The following is a 16,481-nucleotide window of genomic DNA, read 5'->3' as shown; positions in this document are numbered from 1 at the left end:
AACTCTATAACCATTAACCATCACTATGGCAAGTATTAATTATTTAAAAAGTCTATTGCCCCTTGCAAAATAAACGCTGCAGCGTTTTGATCAATTGTTTTAACTCTTTTTGAAACATTAACGTCTAATAAACTTGATAGATTAAATGCGCCAACTGTTGAAAGTCTTTCATCCCATAATATTACAGGCAGTTCTATAGATTTTGATATATTTGATGCAACGTCATTAACTGATTGAGCGGATCTTCCTAGACTTCCATCCATATTAACTGGGTTCCCTACAATTATTCCACCAATATTATTATCTTTAATTATTATCTTAAGTTCGTCAATTAGTTCGTTTGTGTTGGTTTTGTTTATGGTTTTAAAGGGTGTGGCTATAGATTGTCTTTCATCACAAATTGAGACACCAATTCTTTTAGATCCTAAATCTAATCCAATAAATCTCACTTTATTTGAGTGTTTTATTTTAAAATCTTCAATTGTGATCATATTGTATATTTTATACTTAAGTGATAGTTTGCCGACATATTTAATTACCACATGACAATTGATCTTAAAACAATAAAGCATATTTCTAAATTATCAAGAATCTCAGTTGATGATGTAAAAGCTGATAAATTAGCTGGAGATCTTAACTCTATATTTGATTTTATTGAAAAATTGAATGAACTCAATACTGATAATGTTGAGCCTTTAACCTCTGTTGCAGAGACCACATTAAAATTAAGAGCCGATGAGGTTAAAAGTGAAAATATAAGAGATCAAATATTAAAAAACTCACCAGAGGAAAATGAAGATTTTTTTGTAGTACCAAGGGTTGTTGAATAATGTCAGATATCACATCACTCACTTTAAATGAATTAGTTAAAAATATTAAAGATAAAAAAATTTCTTCTGAAGAAACTACCAAAGCTTTTATTGATAGAGGAGAAAAGTCTAGAGATTTAAATGCTTACATAACTGAAGATTTTTCTAACGCACTTTTGAAAGCTAAAAGTTTTGATCAAAAACCTAATTTTGATTTAAAACTTCCGGGCGTTCCAATGGCAGTTAAAGATTTATTTTGCACAAAAGATGTAAAAACTACAGCAGGTAGTAAAATTTTAAATAATTTTATTCCACCATACGAGTCTACTGTTACTCAAAATATTTGGAATGAAGGTGCAATATTACTTGGTAAGTTAAATTGTGATGAATTTGCAATGGGCTCATCGAATGAAACTAGTTTTTTTGGAAATGTGCAAAGTCCAATAGATAAAGGTTTAGTACCTGGAGGCTCTTCAGGAGGCTCTGCTTCAGCTCTAGCAGCTAATTTAACACCTATTACAATTGGAACTGATACAGGTGGCTCTATTAGACAGCCTGCTTCATTTACAGGTACTGTTGGATTAAAGCCAACTTATGGAAGTTGCTCAAGATACGGAATTGTTGCTTTTGCTTCTTCATTAGATCAAGCAGGGCCAATGTCTAAAGATGTAAAAGATTGTGCATTACTTCAGGAAATAATTAGCACTTATGATGAAAAAGATTCAACATCAATTGATTTTAAAAGAAATGAATACAGCAAAGAATTAACAAACAATATTAAAGGTAAGAAAATTGGAATTCCAAAAGAATATAGAGTTGATGGTATGCCAAAAGAGATAGAGGATTTATGGACCAAGGGAATTGAGTATGCAAAAGATTGTGGGGCTGAAATTGTTGAAATCTCACTACCTCATACAAATTATGCTCTACCCACTTATTATATAGTAGCTCCTGCTGAGGCTTCTTCAAACTTAGCTAGATATGATGGTGTTAAGTATGGTTTTAGATCTAAAGGCGAAAACCTTATTGATATGTATGAAAAAACAAGATCTGAAGGTTTTGGTAGTGAAGTTCAAAGAAGAATAATGATTGGAACATATGTTTTGTCCTCTGGTTATTATGATGCTTATTATCTAAAGGCACAAAAAGTTAGAAAATTAATTAAAAATGATTTTGATGAAGCTTACAAAAAAGTTGATGCAATTTTAACTCCATCAACACCAAGTGCTGCTTTTAAAATTGGTGAAAAAACTAATGACCCAGTTTCAATGTATTTAAATGATATATTTACAGTTCCAGTAAATTTAGCTGGATTACCTGCGATTTCTATTCCAGCTGGAGTAGATGTTAAGGGTTATCCTCTAGGACTACAAATTATAGGTAAAGCTTTTGATGAACAAAATATTTTAAACATTGCTTATGCTATGGAAGAGAAAATCCAGTTTAAAAATAAAATTACTGATTGGTGGATTAAATAAATGACTAAAGATAATTCAGAATATTTAATCGAAAGATATGATAATGTTTACGAAGTGGTAATTGGTCTTGAAGTTCATGCTCAGGTTACATCAAATTCAAAATTATTCTCATCTTCATCAACTACATTTGGCGCAGAACCTAATACGCAAGTAAGTTTGGTTGATGCTGCATTTCCAGGAATGCTTCCAGTTATCAATGAGTACTGCGTAAAACAGGCAATTAAAACGGGTATAGGTTTAAGAGCTCAAATTAATAAAAGATCAGTTTTTGATAGGAAAAATTATTTTTATGCAGACCTTCCACAAGGTTATCAGATTTCACAATTTAAATATCCTATAGTAGGAGAGGGCACTGTTGTTCTTGATATGGCACATGGCCAAAAGGAAGTTGGAATTGAAAGATTGCACTTAGAACAAGATGCTGGAAAAAGTATTCATGATATGGACCCACAAAATACATTAGTTGATTTAAATAGATCTGGCGTAGCTTTAATGGAAATTGTTAGTAAACCAGACATGAGAACTCCAGATGAAGTTAGTGCTTATGTGAAAAAATTAAGATCTATTATGAGATATCTTGGTACGTGTGATGGTAATATGCAGGAAGGCTCTTTAAGGGCTGATGTTAATATTTCTGTAAGAATTAAAGGCTCTGATAAACTTGGAACTCGTTGTGAGATTAAAAATGTTAACTCAATTAAATTTATGCAAATGGCTATTGATTATGAAGCTAATAGACAAGTTGATTTAATCGAAGAAGGTAAAACAATCGATCAAGAAACAAGATTATTTGATACTAAAAAAAATGAAACAAGATCTATGAGATCTAAAGAAGATGCTCATGATTATAGATATTTTCCAGATCCAGATTTATTACCATTAGAAGTAACTGATGAATTTATTGAACAATTAAAAGCAGATATCCCAGAATTACCAGACGATAAGAAAAAAAGATTTATTGATGAATTTAAAGTCTCTGCTTACGAAGCAACAATTTTAGTATCAGATATTGATACAGCTAAATATTTTGAGGAAGTTGTCACTAAAATGGGAAAAAACCGAGATATGAAATTAGCCGTTAACTGGATTACAGGTGAATTGTTTGCTGTTTTAAATAATCAAAATTTAGAAATTACACAAAGTCCAATAAGTGCAAAAAATTTAGCAAAGTTAATTAATCTAATTAAGAATGGAACAATTTCTGGAAAAATAGCTAAAACAATATTTGAATTGATGATGGATGGTGACAAAGATCCCCAAACAATTGTTGAAGAAAAAGGTTTAAAGCAAGAAAGTGACCCTAAAGCATTAGAAGCTTTAATTGATAAGATTATCAATGATAATAGAGAAAAAGCTATTGAATATAAGAATGGTAAAGAAAAGCTATTTGGTTTCTTTGTAGGACAAGCAATGAAAGCTTCAAGTGGTAAAGCTAATCCTCAATTAATAAATGAGATATTGAAGAAGAAACTTTAATATCATGGGTAAGAACCTTGAAATTACTGAAAAACTTGAAAAATATATAAATAATTATAGTTTAAAGCTAAACCCCATTCAGCAAGAAATAATCGATTACAATAATATACTTGGAGATGTTAAGAGAATGCAAGTAGCAACATCTCAATGTCATTTTCTTCATTTAATTATAAAAACTTCTAATATTAAAAATGTACTCGAGATTGGAACCTTTACTGGGTTAAGTGCACTTTCTATAGCATTAGCATTACCAGATGATGGTAAACTTGTAGCGCTTGATAAAGATGAGGGAACGAACAAAATTGCATTAGATTTTTTTAAAAAAGCTAATCAGGATAATAAAATTCAAACAATCGTTAAGCCTGCATTAGAAAGTTTGGAAGAATTAAAGAATAGTAAATTTGATATGGTTTTTATTGATGCTGATAAAATGAATTACAAAGAATATTATGAAAGATCTTTAAACCTAATGGATAAAGGTGGATTGATTATTGTAGACAATGTTTTATGGCATGGTGAAGTTGCTGATGATGATAATTTAGATAAATACACAATAAATATCAGAGATTTTAATACTTATGTTGCAAACGATAAAAGAGTGGAACAAATCATTGTGCCTTTAGGTGACGGAATGACTGTTTGTAGAGTGCTATAATGTTCGATGTTTTTGGTTTTTATAAATTTAAAAAACTTACCACTTTAAAAAAAAATAAGGTTTTATTACAAGATTATTTAATTAAAAAAAATATCCGAGGAACAATAATTATAGCTAGTGAAGGAGTGAATGCAACAATCTCAGGAAAAGCTAGCGATCTAAAGTCAACTATCACAAAGATTAAAAAGATATTAAATTTTAAAAAGTTTGATAGTGAAAATATTTCAAAAAGTAAATTTCAACCGTTTCATAAACCAAAAGTTAAGATTAAAAAAGAAGTAGTACCTATGGGTTTTTCTTTATCTTCAAAAAATAAAAAAGATAATCATGTTGACCCAAAAAAATGGAATAAGTTGATTGGTGATAAAGAAACATTAGTTTTAGATTCAAGAAAACCATTTGAATATAATGTGGGTACTTTTAAAAGATCGGTTAATCCTGATGTTGATAATTTTAGAGAATTTCCAAAATACCTAAATAAGTTAAAAAAAACAAAACCAATTGCAATGTTTTGTACTGGTGGAATAAGATGTGAGAAAGCTTCAGTATTTTTAGAAAAAAAAGGCTTTAAGAATGTTTATCAGTTAAAAGGAGGAATTTTAAATTACTTAAAAAATGTTAAAAAAAAAGAAAGTCTATGGAATGGCGAATGCTTTGTTTTTGACAATAGAATCAGTGTTAATCATGGATTGGTAACTGGCACGTATTCAATGTGTGGTGGATGTAGAAAACCTGTTTCATCAAAAGATAAGAAGTCTAAAAAATATGAAGAGGGTGTTTCATGCATAACCTGTCATGATAATTTAACTCAAACTCAAAAAGAGAGATTTCGAATGAGACAAAAACAAATAAACCTTGCTAAAAAGAGTGGTTCAAAGCATATATTTCAAAAAGAATTTAAATAGAAAAAATAATTGTCCAAAGCCATTAAATTAACTAAAGATCCAATTTGGGAATTACTTAGAAAAGTAACCATCCCAGCAAGTGTTGGTTCATTATTTCAAACATTTTATAATTTAGTCGATACTTGGTTTGCTGGTAGAATTTCTGCAGAAGCTATAGGTGCTATTGCTAAGTCATTTCCCATATATTTTGTCATCATTGCTGTTGGTGTTGGTATTGGTGCTGCAACGAACTCTGGTATAGGTAATTTATTAGGTGCTAAAAAAATAAATAAAGCATCACTATTTATTGCTCAATCAGTAATTTTTGCATTGGTCACTTCAATCGTTGTTACTTTATTTGGGTTAAATGCTTCTGATTTTCTCTTAGCTGTTATGGGATCTGATGCTGCTAGTATTGCGTTAACTAGAGAATACTTGGATATAATTTTTTATGGAACCTTCATAGTTATGATTCAAATCTCTTTAAATGGAGCTTTAAATGCACAGGGAGATACTAAGAGTTATAGAAATGTTCTTATCTTTAGTTTCTTTTTAAATATTTTTTTAAATCCATTATTTATCTGGGGATACGGAATTGTTCCAGCTTATGGCATAGGTGGCCTTGCTATAGCAACTGTTATCTCTCAATCTATTGGTACAATTTATTTAGCTTACAAAATTAACTCGTGTAAATTAAGAAAATATTTATCTATTAAATGCTTTATTCCTAAATTCATTCTTCTTAAAGAATTGTTTTCACAAGCAATGCCAATAATGATTAGTATGTTGTTTATTGGTGTTGGTATTTTTAATATTTTATATTTTATTGGTCAATTTGGTGATCTTGCAACAGCGGGTTATGGTGCAGCTTTAAGAGTTGAACAAGTTTTCTTACTTCCAGTAATTGGTTTAAATACAGCAGTACTTTCTATTGGTGGACAAAACTTTGGTGCTAAAAATTATAATCGTATAAGAGAGCTTTATACTAAAGCATTATTTTTTGGATCATCATTCATGGCAGTAGCGGGTATCGTTTTATTCTTTGGTGCAGAGTTTTTTGTATCTCGATTTACAGATAATGCAGAAGCCATATACCATGGAGCTATTTATTTAAAAGTTGCTGCATTAATAGCTCCTATATATCCAGTTTTTTTTATAACTACAGCAGTGTTCCAAGCACTAAAAAAACCAATCTACAGTCTTTACTTAAGTGTTCTAAGATTAACTGCATTTCCTTTCTTATCATTATGGTATGTAATTAATATTAAAGGTGGAGATTATGCAGATATTTTTTATACCGTCATGGCAACCAATTGGTTTATGGGTATTGCAGTAATCATATTTATTGGATACTTTTTAAATAATGTTTTTAAACAAAAGAAAAGCCATTTTTCTTATTAGTTTCTCTGCGCTAATATTTATTTTAATTATTAATCAGGTCAAATCTCAAACAATCAAAATTGTTGATGGAGATACAATTCATCTTAACGGAGAAAAAATTAGATTTACTGGAATAGATACACCTGAATTAAAACAAACTTGTATTAAAGATGGTGTAAAAGATCCTTGTGGAGTTACAGCAAAACAAATCCTTATTGATAAAATTTCAAACAATAGTGTTGAATGTATTAATGAAGGAAAAGATAAATACAAAAGAATACTGGCCGAATGTTTTGTTAATAATGAGAGTTTATCAAGCTACCTTGTTAGAAGTGGCTATGCATTTGCCTACAGAAGGTATTCAAAAAAGTTTATACCAGATGAAGATTTTGCAAGAATCAATAAAATAGGTATGTGGTCTATGGAATTTGATTATCCTTGGGATTACAGAAAATCTAAGAAAAATTAAAGCTAGCAGGGTAGTTCTGTTACCCGGTGCCCCAGACCGTGCTTCTATAATTCTTATTTTGCAACAAAGTTGATGCAACCTAATGCAGAAGTTTGAACGAAATTGCGACGCTATTGCGACGTTTAATTTTGTGTTAGGATCGTGGTTCATGAAAAAACTTTTAGGGATCATGGTTCTGGGTTTAAATAAACTATTATGATTTGCATTAAAGCTGATATTCCAAAAGAATTAAATGAGATTGATGATGAATTAAAAGCCATTTATCATAGCAAAGATACTGTTTGCTTTTATATCTTCAAAACAAGAGATTTAAGAAATGAGTTTGTTGACAAAACTAAAGGTATGGAAAAAACTCAACGTGAAGAAATTTACAAACAATATTTAATATGAAAAAACTTCTGTCAATTATAGTTCTAGGTTTGTTGTTTAGCTTAAATTCTTATGCTGAGAAAAATATAGAAATTAAATTTTTAGGTAATAAGATAAATTTTTTAGATCAGGATGCTGAAACTCACTTAAAAAAAATTGCAGCCAATGTTGAAGAGTTTTCTTACAAAAATTATATATATATACAATCTAAAAATAAGAAAATTACTAAAATTTTAGAGACATTCATTTTCGACAATCAGGGTCAATATGAAAGTCGATTTAGAACGATAGTTAAAGATATTTTTTATAAATCAGGTCCTGATGTTGGATGCAACAATTCACAAAAAAACTTTCTTCAAAAAGTTACAGATAATAACCAACTATATATCAATTGTGTTTCTGCAAATATATCAAATAACGAAAATAGAATTTATGAACCTAATTTAAAAGATGGCTGGGGTAACCATCTTCGTTTAGATCTAAGAAAAAGAAAAATTAAATCCATAATAGATAAAAACAATCTAATAGTTCCAAATGAAATTATTAGAAGTGAACATTATTTTTATAAAACAGGTCAGATTATTTGGATTATTTTCTCAGAAGACAAAGATATAGCTCTAAAAAAATATAACAAAGAAAAATTAGACGAATATGTTAGTGATGTTAAAAAAATACATCAAAATTTTGAAAATAAATTTAGATTTAAAAATTATGATAAAATTAAGTTTTGATTACTATTAATTTAAAGTTTTTAAAATTTTATTTCTCAGTAGAAAAAGTTTTATTTGTTAATTTTAAATAGTTTTTCGCCTAAAGGACTGATTGGGTCTTGAGGGGTAGGTTTGATATTAGTTTTTTCTTCAACAATACTTAATAGCTTTTTAGCAAGCCCTCGACGTCTAAACATCGGATTAACGAAGATGTATTCAACTTCGGCTGTCTCATTATACCTAACAAAACCAAGTGTAGTATTAATATTTTTAAAGGTAATTACACCTTCACTTAAATCTACATCATAATTTGTTTTATCTAAATTATTCATTAATTATTACCATCTTGTTTAAGTCTTTTTTCAAATTTTCTCACAATGAAAGAAACAATTAATATCAAAATTAAATATTCTAAGATTAAAAATGTATAAATTTCTAATGGTCTATAAGTTGACACAACTAATTCATTAGCTTTTCTTGTTAAGTCACCAATACCTATAATTGATACTAACGAAGACATCTTTAACACATACACAAACTGGTTACCTAATGCAGGTAAGATGTTTTTAATTGCTTGTGGAAGGATTACTAATCTTAATCTTTTATAAAAAGTTAAACCCAGTGATGAGCCTGCTTCCCACTGAGATTTTTTAATTGAATTTATACCTGCTCTAAAAATTTCTGCTTGAAAGGCACTTTCGCTTATTGCTAGTGCAATTATTCCAGACACAAATGGACTAAAGCTTAACCCAGTCATGATAGGTAGACCGTAATAGATCCATAATATTAAAACAAGTAACGGGATTGCTCTTACGATTTCTACATATCCAATGTTTATGTATGTTAGAAATTTATTTTTAGCTAAAGAAGGAATTGCAACGATAAACCCTAAAATTGCAGATAAAATTATAGATACTACTGAAATATAAATAGTTGTGGTTAAACCACTTAGTAAAAATTTTAGGTTTGTTAATCCCTCAACATTATTAGGTGATAGAATAAACCAACCTAATTCTTGGCCACTACAAGAAGTAATAGGTAAAAATAAAAGTAAAAAAAATAAATTTTTCACTCTTAAAGTTATAATGAATTAGAGATTAATATCTAATTTTTTATAAGCTTTTTAAATTATATTTAGCGAGTAGTTTATTAAAGAAACCAGACGATTTTTTATCTTTAATCCACGCATTAACATAATCATTCCAAACCTGATCATTTTTACCAACCATCATTGCTAAAAAGGCAGGATTTTTTTCTCCATCAGGAACAATTGCTAATTGCGGGTATTTGATAACTAACTTATTAGCCTCTGTTGAACTTGTAATGTTTCCATCTGCTCTTCCAGCTAATACTTCTTGAAAGTCTCTTGCAGGAGATTCAACTGATTGCAATTTAGACATAGGAAAGAACTCTTTAGCTTTTTCCTCTTGAGAAGTTCCAAGTGTTGTTGCAATAGTTACACTTTTATTATTCAAAGAATTCCAAGTTGAATATTTTTTTAAATTCTTTTTAAGTACTAGAGGAACAGTTCCATACTTGTAGTAAGTATCTGTAAATCCAGCAACTTCTGCTCTTTTTGGAGTTTTAGTTACACTTGTAGAAATATCATATCTTCCTGCAGTAATTCCTGAAACAATAGTCTTCCATTCAGTGGGTACAAAAGTAATTTTTACACCCATATCTTTTGCTAATTCTTGCATGACATCAATATCAAAACCAACATACTTATTAGTAGCTGGATCCTTCATCGTCATTGGATCCCAGTCGCCTGTAGTTCCAACTTTTAATTCACCAGAAGATATAATCTGATCAAGTTTAGTTTCTGCGTTAAGAGAGAAGGGTAAAAGTGCTAATAGCACCACAAGGAGTATTTTTTTCATATTCTCCATATAACAACAATTTAAATAAATATAAGGCTATAACCTTGACGCACTATCACTCATCCAAGAGTGTAAATGCTGGGAAAAAGAGCGTCTAACAAGCAAATTAACCTCATTTATCTCCATAAGATGAATAATTACATCAATATGCGACAGTATTGTTTGAACAACTGAGCCTTTCTTATTTTTAAATTCATTAAAGTTAAAAGGAGATCCAGTAGCAAATAAATCAAAAACCTTACTACCTTTTATATTCAACATTACAAATTGGTCACTAACATCAGTTACAGCGCCCAATTTAGCTTTAGATATATTTTTTATTAATTCGTCTTCAACTTGATAGGTATTATTATCCTCACTCACAGTTTCATTTGATATCAACATCCATTCATCAGGACTTAACCAAAATGCAGTTAATTTCTCAGCAGATGTAGACGTATTTGCCTCTGTTGGTAGAACCATATTAAGATTTTTACCAATAGCTTTAATAAAATCTTTTGTTTTGCCTCTTATGATTAATTTCATAATAGGTTTAATTTCTTTAATCTCTAAATCAGAATAAGTTACGTCTCCCTTAATAGAAGTTTTGTAATTAAGCATTTAACCTCACATTTTCTTTATCAAAAAAAACAGGATCAACAATGGTAACATTAATGTTTTTATCTTCCATAGGAATAAATAGTTTTTGACCTAACATATTTTTTCCACCTCTAACTACAGCTAGTGCAATAGATTTATTTAAATTAGGGCTATAGTAACTTGATGTTACATGACCTAACATTTCAACTGGTTTTAAACTAGTGTTAGCAACTATCTGAGCTCCTTCTTCTAAAACTTCATTTGGATTATCTGTTATAAGACCTACTAATTGTTTTCTATCTTCTTTCATGGTGTCAGATCTATAAAGAGATCTTTTACCAATAAAGTCATATTTCTTTTTACTAACAATCCAATCCATCTGTAAATCTATAGGTGTCATTGTTCCATCAGTATCTTGGCCAACAATTATAAATCCTTTTTCAGCTCTTAATAAGTGCATTGTCTCGGTACCATAAGGAGTTATATTGAACTCTTCACCTGCTTCCATGCACCTCTTCCATAAGTCTTCACCATAGTTTGCTTGAATATTGATTTCATAACTATGTTCACCTGTAAAACTAATACGCATAATTCTACATTTAATATTATTAATCTTTGAATTCTTAAAAGACATGTGTGGAAAGCTTTCATCTGAAAGATCAAGATCAGGTATTAATTTATTGAGAATTTTTTTACTATTTGGACCACAGATACTAGCTGTTGCATAATGATCTGTTACTGATGACAAATAAACATCTAGTTCAGGCCATTCTGTTTGAAGGTAATCTTCTAGTTTTCCTAATACGTTTGCTGCACCACCAGTTGTTGTTGTCATAATATAATGGTTTTCATCAAGTCTAGTTGTGACCCCATCATCGTAAACCATACCATCTTCATTAAGCATTAAACCATAACGACATTTTCCTATGGCTAGTTTTGACCAAGCATTTGTATAAACTCTATTTAAAAATTCTGAAGCATCAGTTCCCTGAATGTCAATTTTACCAAGCGTTGAAGCATCTAATATACCAGCACTATTTCTTGCAGCCTTACTTTCTCTTTGAACCGCATCATGCATAGTTTCATTATCTTTTGGATAGTACCAAGCTCTTTTCCACTGACCTACATTTTCAAATTCAGCTTTATTTTCTATATGCCAGTTATTCATTGGAGTTCTTCTAAATGTATCAAAATATTCACCGACATTTCGTCCAACAATTGTTCCAAATGTTAAAGGAGTGTAAGGGGGTCTAAACGTCGTAGTTCCAAGCTCACCCATCTTAACACCAGCTGTTTCTGCAATAATACCAAGAGCATGCATATTACCAAGCTTACCTTGATCAGTACCCATTCCAGTTGTGGTGTATCTTTTTACATGCTCAATTGATCTAAAGCCCTCTTTTAGTGCAAGCTTAATATCTTTTGCAGTTGCATCATTTTGATAATCAACGAAAGGTTTTGTTTTTCCTAAAACTTTATCTGATGGAAGTAACCAAATATTTCTAATCTCATTATCTTTAGGGCAATTTATTTCTAAATTATCAAATTCAGTTTCTTTTATATTTAAGAATATTTTTAGAGATTTTGTAGAATTTTTTATAACGTCATCTAATTCAAAATCACCATTACATGAACCAATGCTAATTTGATCTGATGGGTATATATTAGGAATAAATACTTGATCTTTTTCTCTAAATTTTAATTTACCACCTGACTGAGTAAATAAATGAACAGCAGGTGTCCATCCACCAGTAATTGCTAAACAATCACAATCAAGTTCTATTTTTTCTGAACTTGCAAAAGACTGCCCATCTTTTGATAATTTCATTATCGTAATCTTATTAATTTTTTTATAACCCTCTGTATTTACAACTGTGTGTGATCTATAAACTTTAATCCCTAATTCCTCAGCTTCTTTAGTAAATGCAGTGTTAGATTTTTCTCTAATATCTACTATTGCCTCAACCTTAATACCTTTTTTATTTAAGGATATTGCACTTTCGTAAGCAGTATCATTATTAGTAAAAAATATATTATTTTGACCTGTTGCAACACCATAATAATCTGCATATCTTTTAACTGCAGATGAAAGCATGATGCCAGGTCTATCGTTATTATTAAATACTAGAGGTCTTTCTAAAGAGCCAGTAGCAACAATAACTTTTTTAGCTCTAATTTTTAATAACCTTTGTCTTATTTTTTTATTTTTTTCATTTTTAGGAAGATGATCGGTTAAGTTTTCTCTCGCCAATAAATAGTTGTAACCATGATAAGCAGCAACACTAGTTCTTGTTTTAATTTCTAGGTTTTCAATACTTCTTAATTCATTAATTTCATTTTCTAACCATGTAGAAGAATTTTGATCATTTATTTTTACATGCTCTGATTTTTGGAAAATTGTAGATCCTCCAATTTCATTTTTTTCATCAAGTAATAATGTTTTAAGATTACTTTTTGCTGCAGTTTTTGCAGCCATAATTCCACTAATACCAGCCCCAATTACCAAAACATCACAATGAATATATTTATGATCATATATGTCAGGGTCAGGCTCTGTTGGAGATTTTCCAAGTCCTGCAGAATGTCTTATAACATATTCATACTTTTCCCAAAAGTTAGCAGGCCACATAAAAGTTTTATAATAAAAACCAGCAGGTAGAAGAGGGGATAAGAAATTATTTATACCTCCAATATCAAAGTCAACACTAGGCCAACAGTTTTGGCTATTTGCTTCAAGCCCATGATAGATCTCAAGTTCAGTTGCTCTAACATTAGGCTCTGTTAGTGCTGTGTTGTTATTAACTTGGACAATTGCATTAGGCTCTTCAGACCCTGAAGTCATTATTCCACGTGGTCTATGATATTTAAAACTTCGCCCAACTAAATGAATATCATTTGCAAGTAAAGCTGAAGCAAGAGTATCACCTTTGTGTCCAAGATAAGATTTTCCATTAAACTTAAAAGAAACTTTAGAGGTTTCGTCAATATATTTACTATTTGTAACTCTTAAATTTTTCAGCATTAAATTATTTTCCAGGAGGTTTTTCACCCATTTTATATACGGCTTGGATTTTATCATTAGAAGTATCCCTAACCATGTTAAACCATTTTCTACAACCATGAGCATGGTTCCACCTTTCAAATTGAATACCTTTAATATTTTTTCTCATAAATAAGTATTCTGCCCATTCATCATCACTTAATTCTGTCGGTTGTTTAGGTCTTTCAATGTGAGCTTCGCCACCAGCTTTAAATTCGCTTTGTTCACGTTCACCACAAAAAGGACAAGTAATTAAAAACATTAATGAGCTACCGCCGCTGCACCATGTTCATCAACTAGGTCTCCACTAATAAATCTATTTAAATTAAATGATGCATTTAATTTATGTGGTTCATCATTTGCTATTGTATGAGCGAATAAATCACCGGATCCAGGTGTTGCTTTAAACCCACCAGTTCCCCAACCACAATTAAAGTACAAACCTTTTACTGTCGTTTTACTAATAATGGGACTAGCATCTGGGCAAATATCTACAATTCCACCCCATTGTCGAAGCATACGCATTCTACTAAAAATTGGATAAAGTTCTAAGATTGCATTTAATGTTCCCTCCACTATATCATGACTACCTTTTTGTGAATATGAAACATAATCGTCAGTTCCAGCACCTATTACAAGTTCACCTTTGTCAGACTGACTAACATAAGCATGAACAGCGTTAGACATTACGACTGTATCAATAATAGGTTTAACAGGTTCTGAAACTAGAGCTTGAAGAGGTTTACTTTCTAATGGTAACCTTAAGCCTGCCATGTTTGCTAATACACTTGAATGACCAGCAGCAACTACCCCAACTTTTTTAGTTTTTATAAAACCTTTTGTTGTTTCAATGCCTTCTACTTCATCACCGTTTCTTTTAATTCCTTTAACTTCACAATTTTGAATTATGTCTACTCCCATTTCATCCGCACCTCTAGCATACCCCCAAGCAACAGCATCATGCCTTGCAGTACCAGCTCTTCTTTGTAAAGTTCCACCTAGTACGGGATATCGAATATCTTGTGAGGTATTAATGATAGGACAAAATTTTTTAACTTCTTCTGTGCTTAAGTAAACTGCATCTATGCCATTTAATCTATTAGCATGTGTTCGTCTTTTTAAATCTCTAACGTCCTGTAAGTTATGTGCAAGATTCATCACACCTCTTTGACTAAACATTACATTGTAATTTATTTCTTGAGATAAACCTTCCCACAATTTTAATGCATGATCATAAAGGCCAGCACTAGCATCCCATAAATAATTTGATCGTATAATCGTAGTATTTCTTCCGGTATTACCACCACCAATCCATCCCTTTTCCACTACAGCAATATTTGTCATATTATGCTTCTTTGCTAAATAGTAAGCAGTTGCCAATCCATGCCCACCACCACCAATAATAACTGCATCGTATTCTTTTTTTATAGTGGGATCTTTCCAGGCTTTTTGCCAATTTTCATGATAGGAAAATGCATTTTTAACTAATGAGAATATTGAATATTTATTTTTCATAATATTATTTAAGAATTACTTTATAAATATTGAATATTCAATACAATCGGTTATATCAATGTCGCAGTGGAAGAGTGGGTGAGAGGCTGAAACCAGTCGTTTGCTAAATGACCGTGCGGGGAAACTTGTACCGAGGGTTCGAATCCCTCCTCTTCCGCCAAAAAATATTAATTGGAGTAAAAACTTATGTCAGTTGTAATAATAACAGGATCCTCAGGTTTGGTTGGATCAGAGGCAGTAGGTTTTTTCTGTAAAAAGGGATTTGATGTTGTTGGAATTGACAACAACTTAAGAAATTTTTTTTTTGGAAGTGTTGGATCAACAATAAACATAAAAAAAGACCTTTTAAAGAATAATAAAAATTTTTCTAATTACCACACAGATGTTAGAAATTACCAGGGTTTAGAAAAAATATTTAGAAAATATAAAAAAAATATTGCCTTAGTAATTCATTGTGCTGCCCAACCTTCACATGATTACGGAAAAAATTTTCCTAATTTAGATTTCAATATAAATGCTGCAGGAACTCTAAATATGCTTGAATTAACAAAAAAATACTGTTCTTCTTCACCCTTTATATTTATGTCTACAAACAAGGTGTATGGTGATAATCCAAATAAACTTAAATTGATAGAAATTAATAAGAGATGGGAATTAAAAAATAATGATAAATTATTTAAAGGTATTGATGAAAAATTTTCAATAGATAATTGTACACACAGTTTTTTTGGAGTGTCAAAAACTTATGCTGATTTAATAGTTCAAGAATATGGTAAAAATATTGGTTTAAAAACAGTATCATTTAGAGGCGGATGTATTACGGGACCAAATCACAAGGGTGCTAAACTTCATGGCTTTTTATCATATTTAGTAAAAAGTAGTTTATCTAAAAAAAAATATTCATTAATTGGTTACAAAGGGAAACAGGTAAGAGACAATATCCATAGTTTTGATTTGATTAATTGTTTTTGGGAATTTTACAAAAAACCCAAATATGGAGAAGTTTATAATATTGGCGGAGGAAGATTTTCAAACTGCTCTATAATTGAGGCATTAGAGTTAGTTGAAAAAATTTCCAATATAAAAATTAAAAAAAAGATAATAAAGGAAAACAGAATAGGAGATCATATTTGGTATATATCCAACACCAGTAAATTTAAAAGAGATTATCCCAAATGGAAACAAAAATTTGATACAAAGAGTATAATTGAAGAATTAATTAATTCTCATCAATAGA

Annotated in this window: 18 protein-coding genes and 1 tRNA gene; 11 read left to right on the top strand and 8 right to left on the bottom strand. The window is 30.3% G+C overall.

Features of this window, described 5'->3' with window-relative positions:
• Positions 1-35: 35 nt before the first annotated feature.
• Positions 36-491 carry a Holliday junction resolvase RuvX gene (gene ruvX / locus ABXT52_RS03540; protein WP_415272491.1) on the bottom strand — a complete coding sequence of 152 codons (456 nt, stop codon included), beginning with the start codon at positions 489-491 and terminating at the stop codon, positions 36-38.
• Between the two features lie 51 nt (positions 492-542).
• Between ruvX and gatC the strand changes: the two genes are divergently transcribed.
• The 9 genes from gatC to ABXT52_RS03495 all read left to right on the top strand — a co-directional run bounded on the left by gatC (position 543) and on the right by ABXT52_RS03495 (position 8,251).
• Positions 543-830: an Asp-tRNA(Asn)/Glu-tRNA(Gln) amidotransferase subunit GatC gene (gene gatC, locus ABXT52_RS03535; RefSeq protein ID WP_271519807.1), complete on the top strand. Its 288-nt coding sequence runs from the start codon at positions 543-545 to the stop codon at positions 828-830.
• Positions 830-2,287 carry an Asp-tRNA(Asn)/Glu-tRNA(Gln) amidotransferase subunit GatA gene (gene gatA / locus ABXT52_RS03530; RefSeq protein WP_415272490.1) on the top strand — a complete coding sequence of 486 codons (1,458 nt, stop codon included), beginning with the start codon at positions 830-832 and terminating at the stop codon, positions 2,285-2,287. Before gatC ends, gatA begins: the two co-directional genes overlap by 1 nt.
• The gene (gene gatB, locus ABXT52_RS03525; RefSeq protein ID WP_415272489.1) at positions 2,288-3,763 is read left to right on the top strand and encodes an Asp-tRNA(Asn)/Glu-tRNA(Gln) amidotransferase subunit GatB; all 1,476 of its coding nucleotides are present in this window, start codon (positions 2,288-2,290) and stop codon (positions 3,761-3,763) included.
• A gap of 4 nt (positions 3,764-3,767) precedes the next feature.
• Positions 3,768-4,418, top strand: a complete 651-nt coding sequence (locus ABXT52_RS03520) for an O-methyltransferase (protein ID WP_415272488.1) — start codon at positions 3,768-3,770, stop codon at positions 4,416-4,418.
• On the top strand, positions 4,418-5,323 hold the full coding sequence (locus ABXT52_RS03515; protein ID WP_415272487.1) for a rhodanese-related sulfurtransferase: 906 nt from the start codon (positions 4,418-4,420) through the stop codon (positions 5,321-5,323). Before ABXT52_RS03520 ends, ABXT52_RS03515 begins: the two co-directional genes overlap by 1 nt.
• A 9-nt stretch (positions 5,324-5,332) precedes the next feature.
• Complete coding sequence (locus ABXT52_RS03510) at positions 5,333-6,703, top strand: MATE family efflux transporter (RefSeq protein WP_415272486.1); 1,371 nt, start codon at positions 5,333-5,335, stop codon at positions 6,701-6,703.
• On the top strand, positions 6,666-7,151 hold the full coding sequence (locus tag ABXT52_RS03505) for a thermonuclease family protein (protein ID WP_415272485.1): 486 nt from the start codon (positions 6,666-6,668) through the stop codon (positions 7,149-7,151). The genes ABXT52_RS03510 and ABXT52_RS03505 overlap by 38 nt, the downstream gene beginning before the upstream one ends.
• Positions 7,152-7,346: 195 nt before the next feature.
• A complete protein-coding gene (locus ABXT52_RS03500) occupies positions 7,347-7,541 on the top strand; it encodes a hypothetical protein (RefSeq protein ID WP_415272484.1) in 195 nt (64 codons plus the stop codon).
• Positions 7,538-8,251 (top strand): hypothetical protein, encoded by a 714-nt coding sequence (locus tag ABXT52_RS03495; protein ID WP_415272483.1) that lies wholly within the window; start codon positions 7,538-7,540, stop codon positions 8,249-8,251. Before ABXT52_RS03500 ends, ABXT52_RS03495 begins: the two co-directional genes overlap by 4 nt.
• A 50-nt stretch (positions 8,252-8,301) precedes the next feature.
• Here the strand turns inward: ABXT52_RS03495 and ABXT52_RS03490 are convergent, their stop codons facing one another.
• From ABXT52_RS03490 to ABXT52_RS03460, 7 genes are read right to left on the bottom strand one after another with little or no spacing between them, the layout of a single operon-like run.
• Positions 8,302-8,562, bottom strand: a complete 261-nt coding sequence (locus ABXT52_RS03490) for a GNAT family N-acetyltransferase (protein ID WP_415272482.1) — start codon at positions 8,560-8,562, stop codon at positions 8,302-8,304.
• Positions 8,562-9,302, bottom strand: a complete 741-nt coding sequence (locus ABXT52_RS03485; RefSeq protein WP_415272481.1) for an amino acid ABC transporter permease — start codon at positions 9,300-9,302, stop codon at positions 8,562-8,564. Before ABXT52_RS03485 ends, ABXT52_RS03490 begins: the two co-directional genes overlap by 1 nt.
• Positions 9,303-9,342: 40 nt before the next feature.
• Positions 9,343-10,110 (bottom strand): ABC transporter substrate-binding protein, encoded by a 768-nt coding sequence (locus ABXT52_RS03480; RefSeq protein ID WP_415272480.1) that lies wholly within the window; start codon positions 10,108-10,110, stop codon positions 9,343-9,345.
• 36 nt (positions 10,111-10,146) lie between these two features.
• Positions 10,147-10,710 carry a sarcosine oxidase subunit gamma gene (locus tag ABXT52_RS03475; RefSeq protein ID WP_415272479.1) on the bottom strand — a complete coding sequence of 188 codons (564 nt, stop codon included), beginning with the start codon at positions 10,708-10,710 and terminating at the stop codon, positions 10,147-10,149.
• Positions 10,703-13,711, bottom strand: a complete 3,009-nt coding sequence (locus ABXT52_RS03470) for a sarcosine oxidase subunit alpha family protein (protein WP_415272478.1) — start codon at positions 13,709-13,711, stop codon at positions 10,703-10,705. The genes ABXT52_RS03475 and ABXT52_RS03470 overlap by 8 nt, the downstream gene beginning before the upstream one ends.
• Before the next feature lie 4 nt (positions 13,712-13,715).
• On the bottom strand, positions 13,716-13,991 hold the full coding sequence (locus tag ABXT52_RS03465) for a sarcosine oxidase subunit delta (RefSeq protein ID WP_415272477.1): 276 nt from the start codon (positions 13,989-13,991) through the stop codon (positions 13,716-13,718).
• Positions 13,991-15,244 carry a sarcosine oxidase subunit beta family protein gene (locus ABXT52_RS03460; protein ID WP_415272476.1) on the bottom strand — a complete coding sequence of 418 codons (1,254 nt, stop codon included), beginning with the start codon at positions 15,242-15,244 and terminating at the stop codon, positions 13,991-13,993. Before ABXT52_RS03460 ends, ABXT52_RS03465 begins: the two co-directional genes overlap by 1 nt.
• 68 nt (positions 15,245-15,312) lie before the next feature.
• Between ABXT52_RS03460 and ABXT52_RS03455 the strand changes: the two genes are divergently transcribed.
• Both ABXT52_RS03455 and ABXT52_RS03450 read left to right on the top strand, forming a co-directional pair.
• Positions 15,313-15,404, top strand: a tRNA-Ser gene (locus ABXT52_RS03455).
• Between the two features lie 26 nt (positions 15,405-15,430).
• A complete protein-coding gene (locus ABXT52_RS03450) occupies positions 15,431-16,480 on the top strand; it encodes an NAD-dependent epimerase/dehydratase family protein (RefSeq protein WP_415272475.1) in 1,050 nt (349 codons plus the stop codon).
• Position 16,481: the final 1 nt, after the last annotated feature.

The organism is Candidatus Pelagibacter sp. Uisw_121, from assembly GCF_047722545.1.
Taxonomy (GTDB): Bacteria; Pseudomonadota; Alphaproteobacteria; order Pelagibacterales; family Pelagibacteraceae; genus Pelagibacter.
This window is presented reverse-complemented; position numbering and strand designations above follow the sequence as displayed.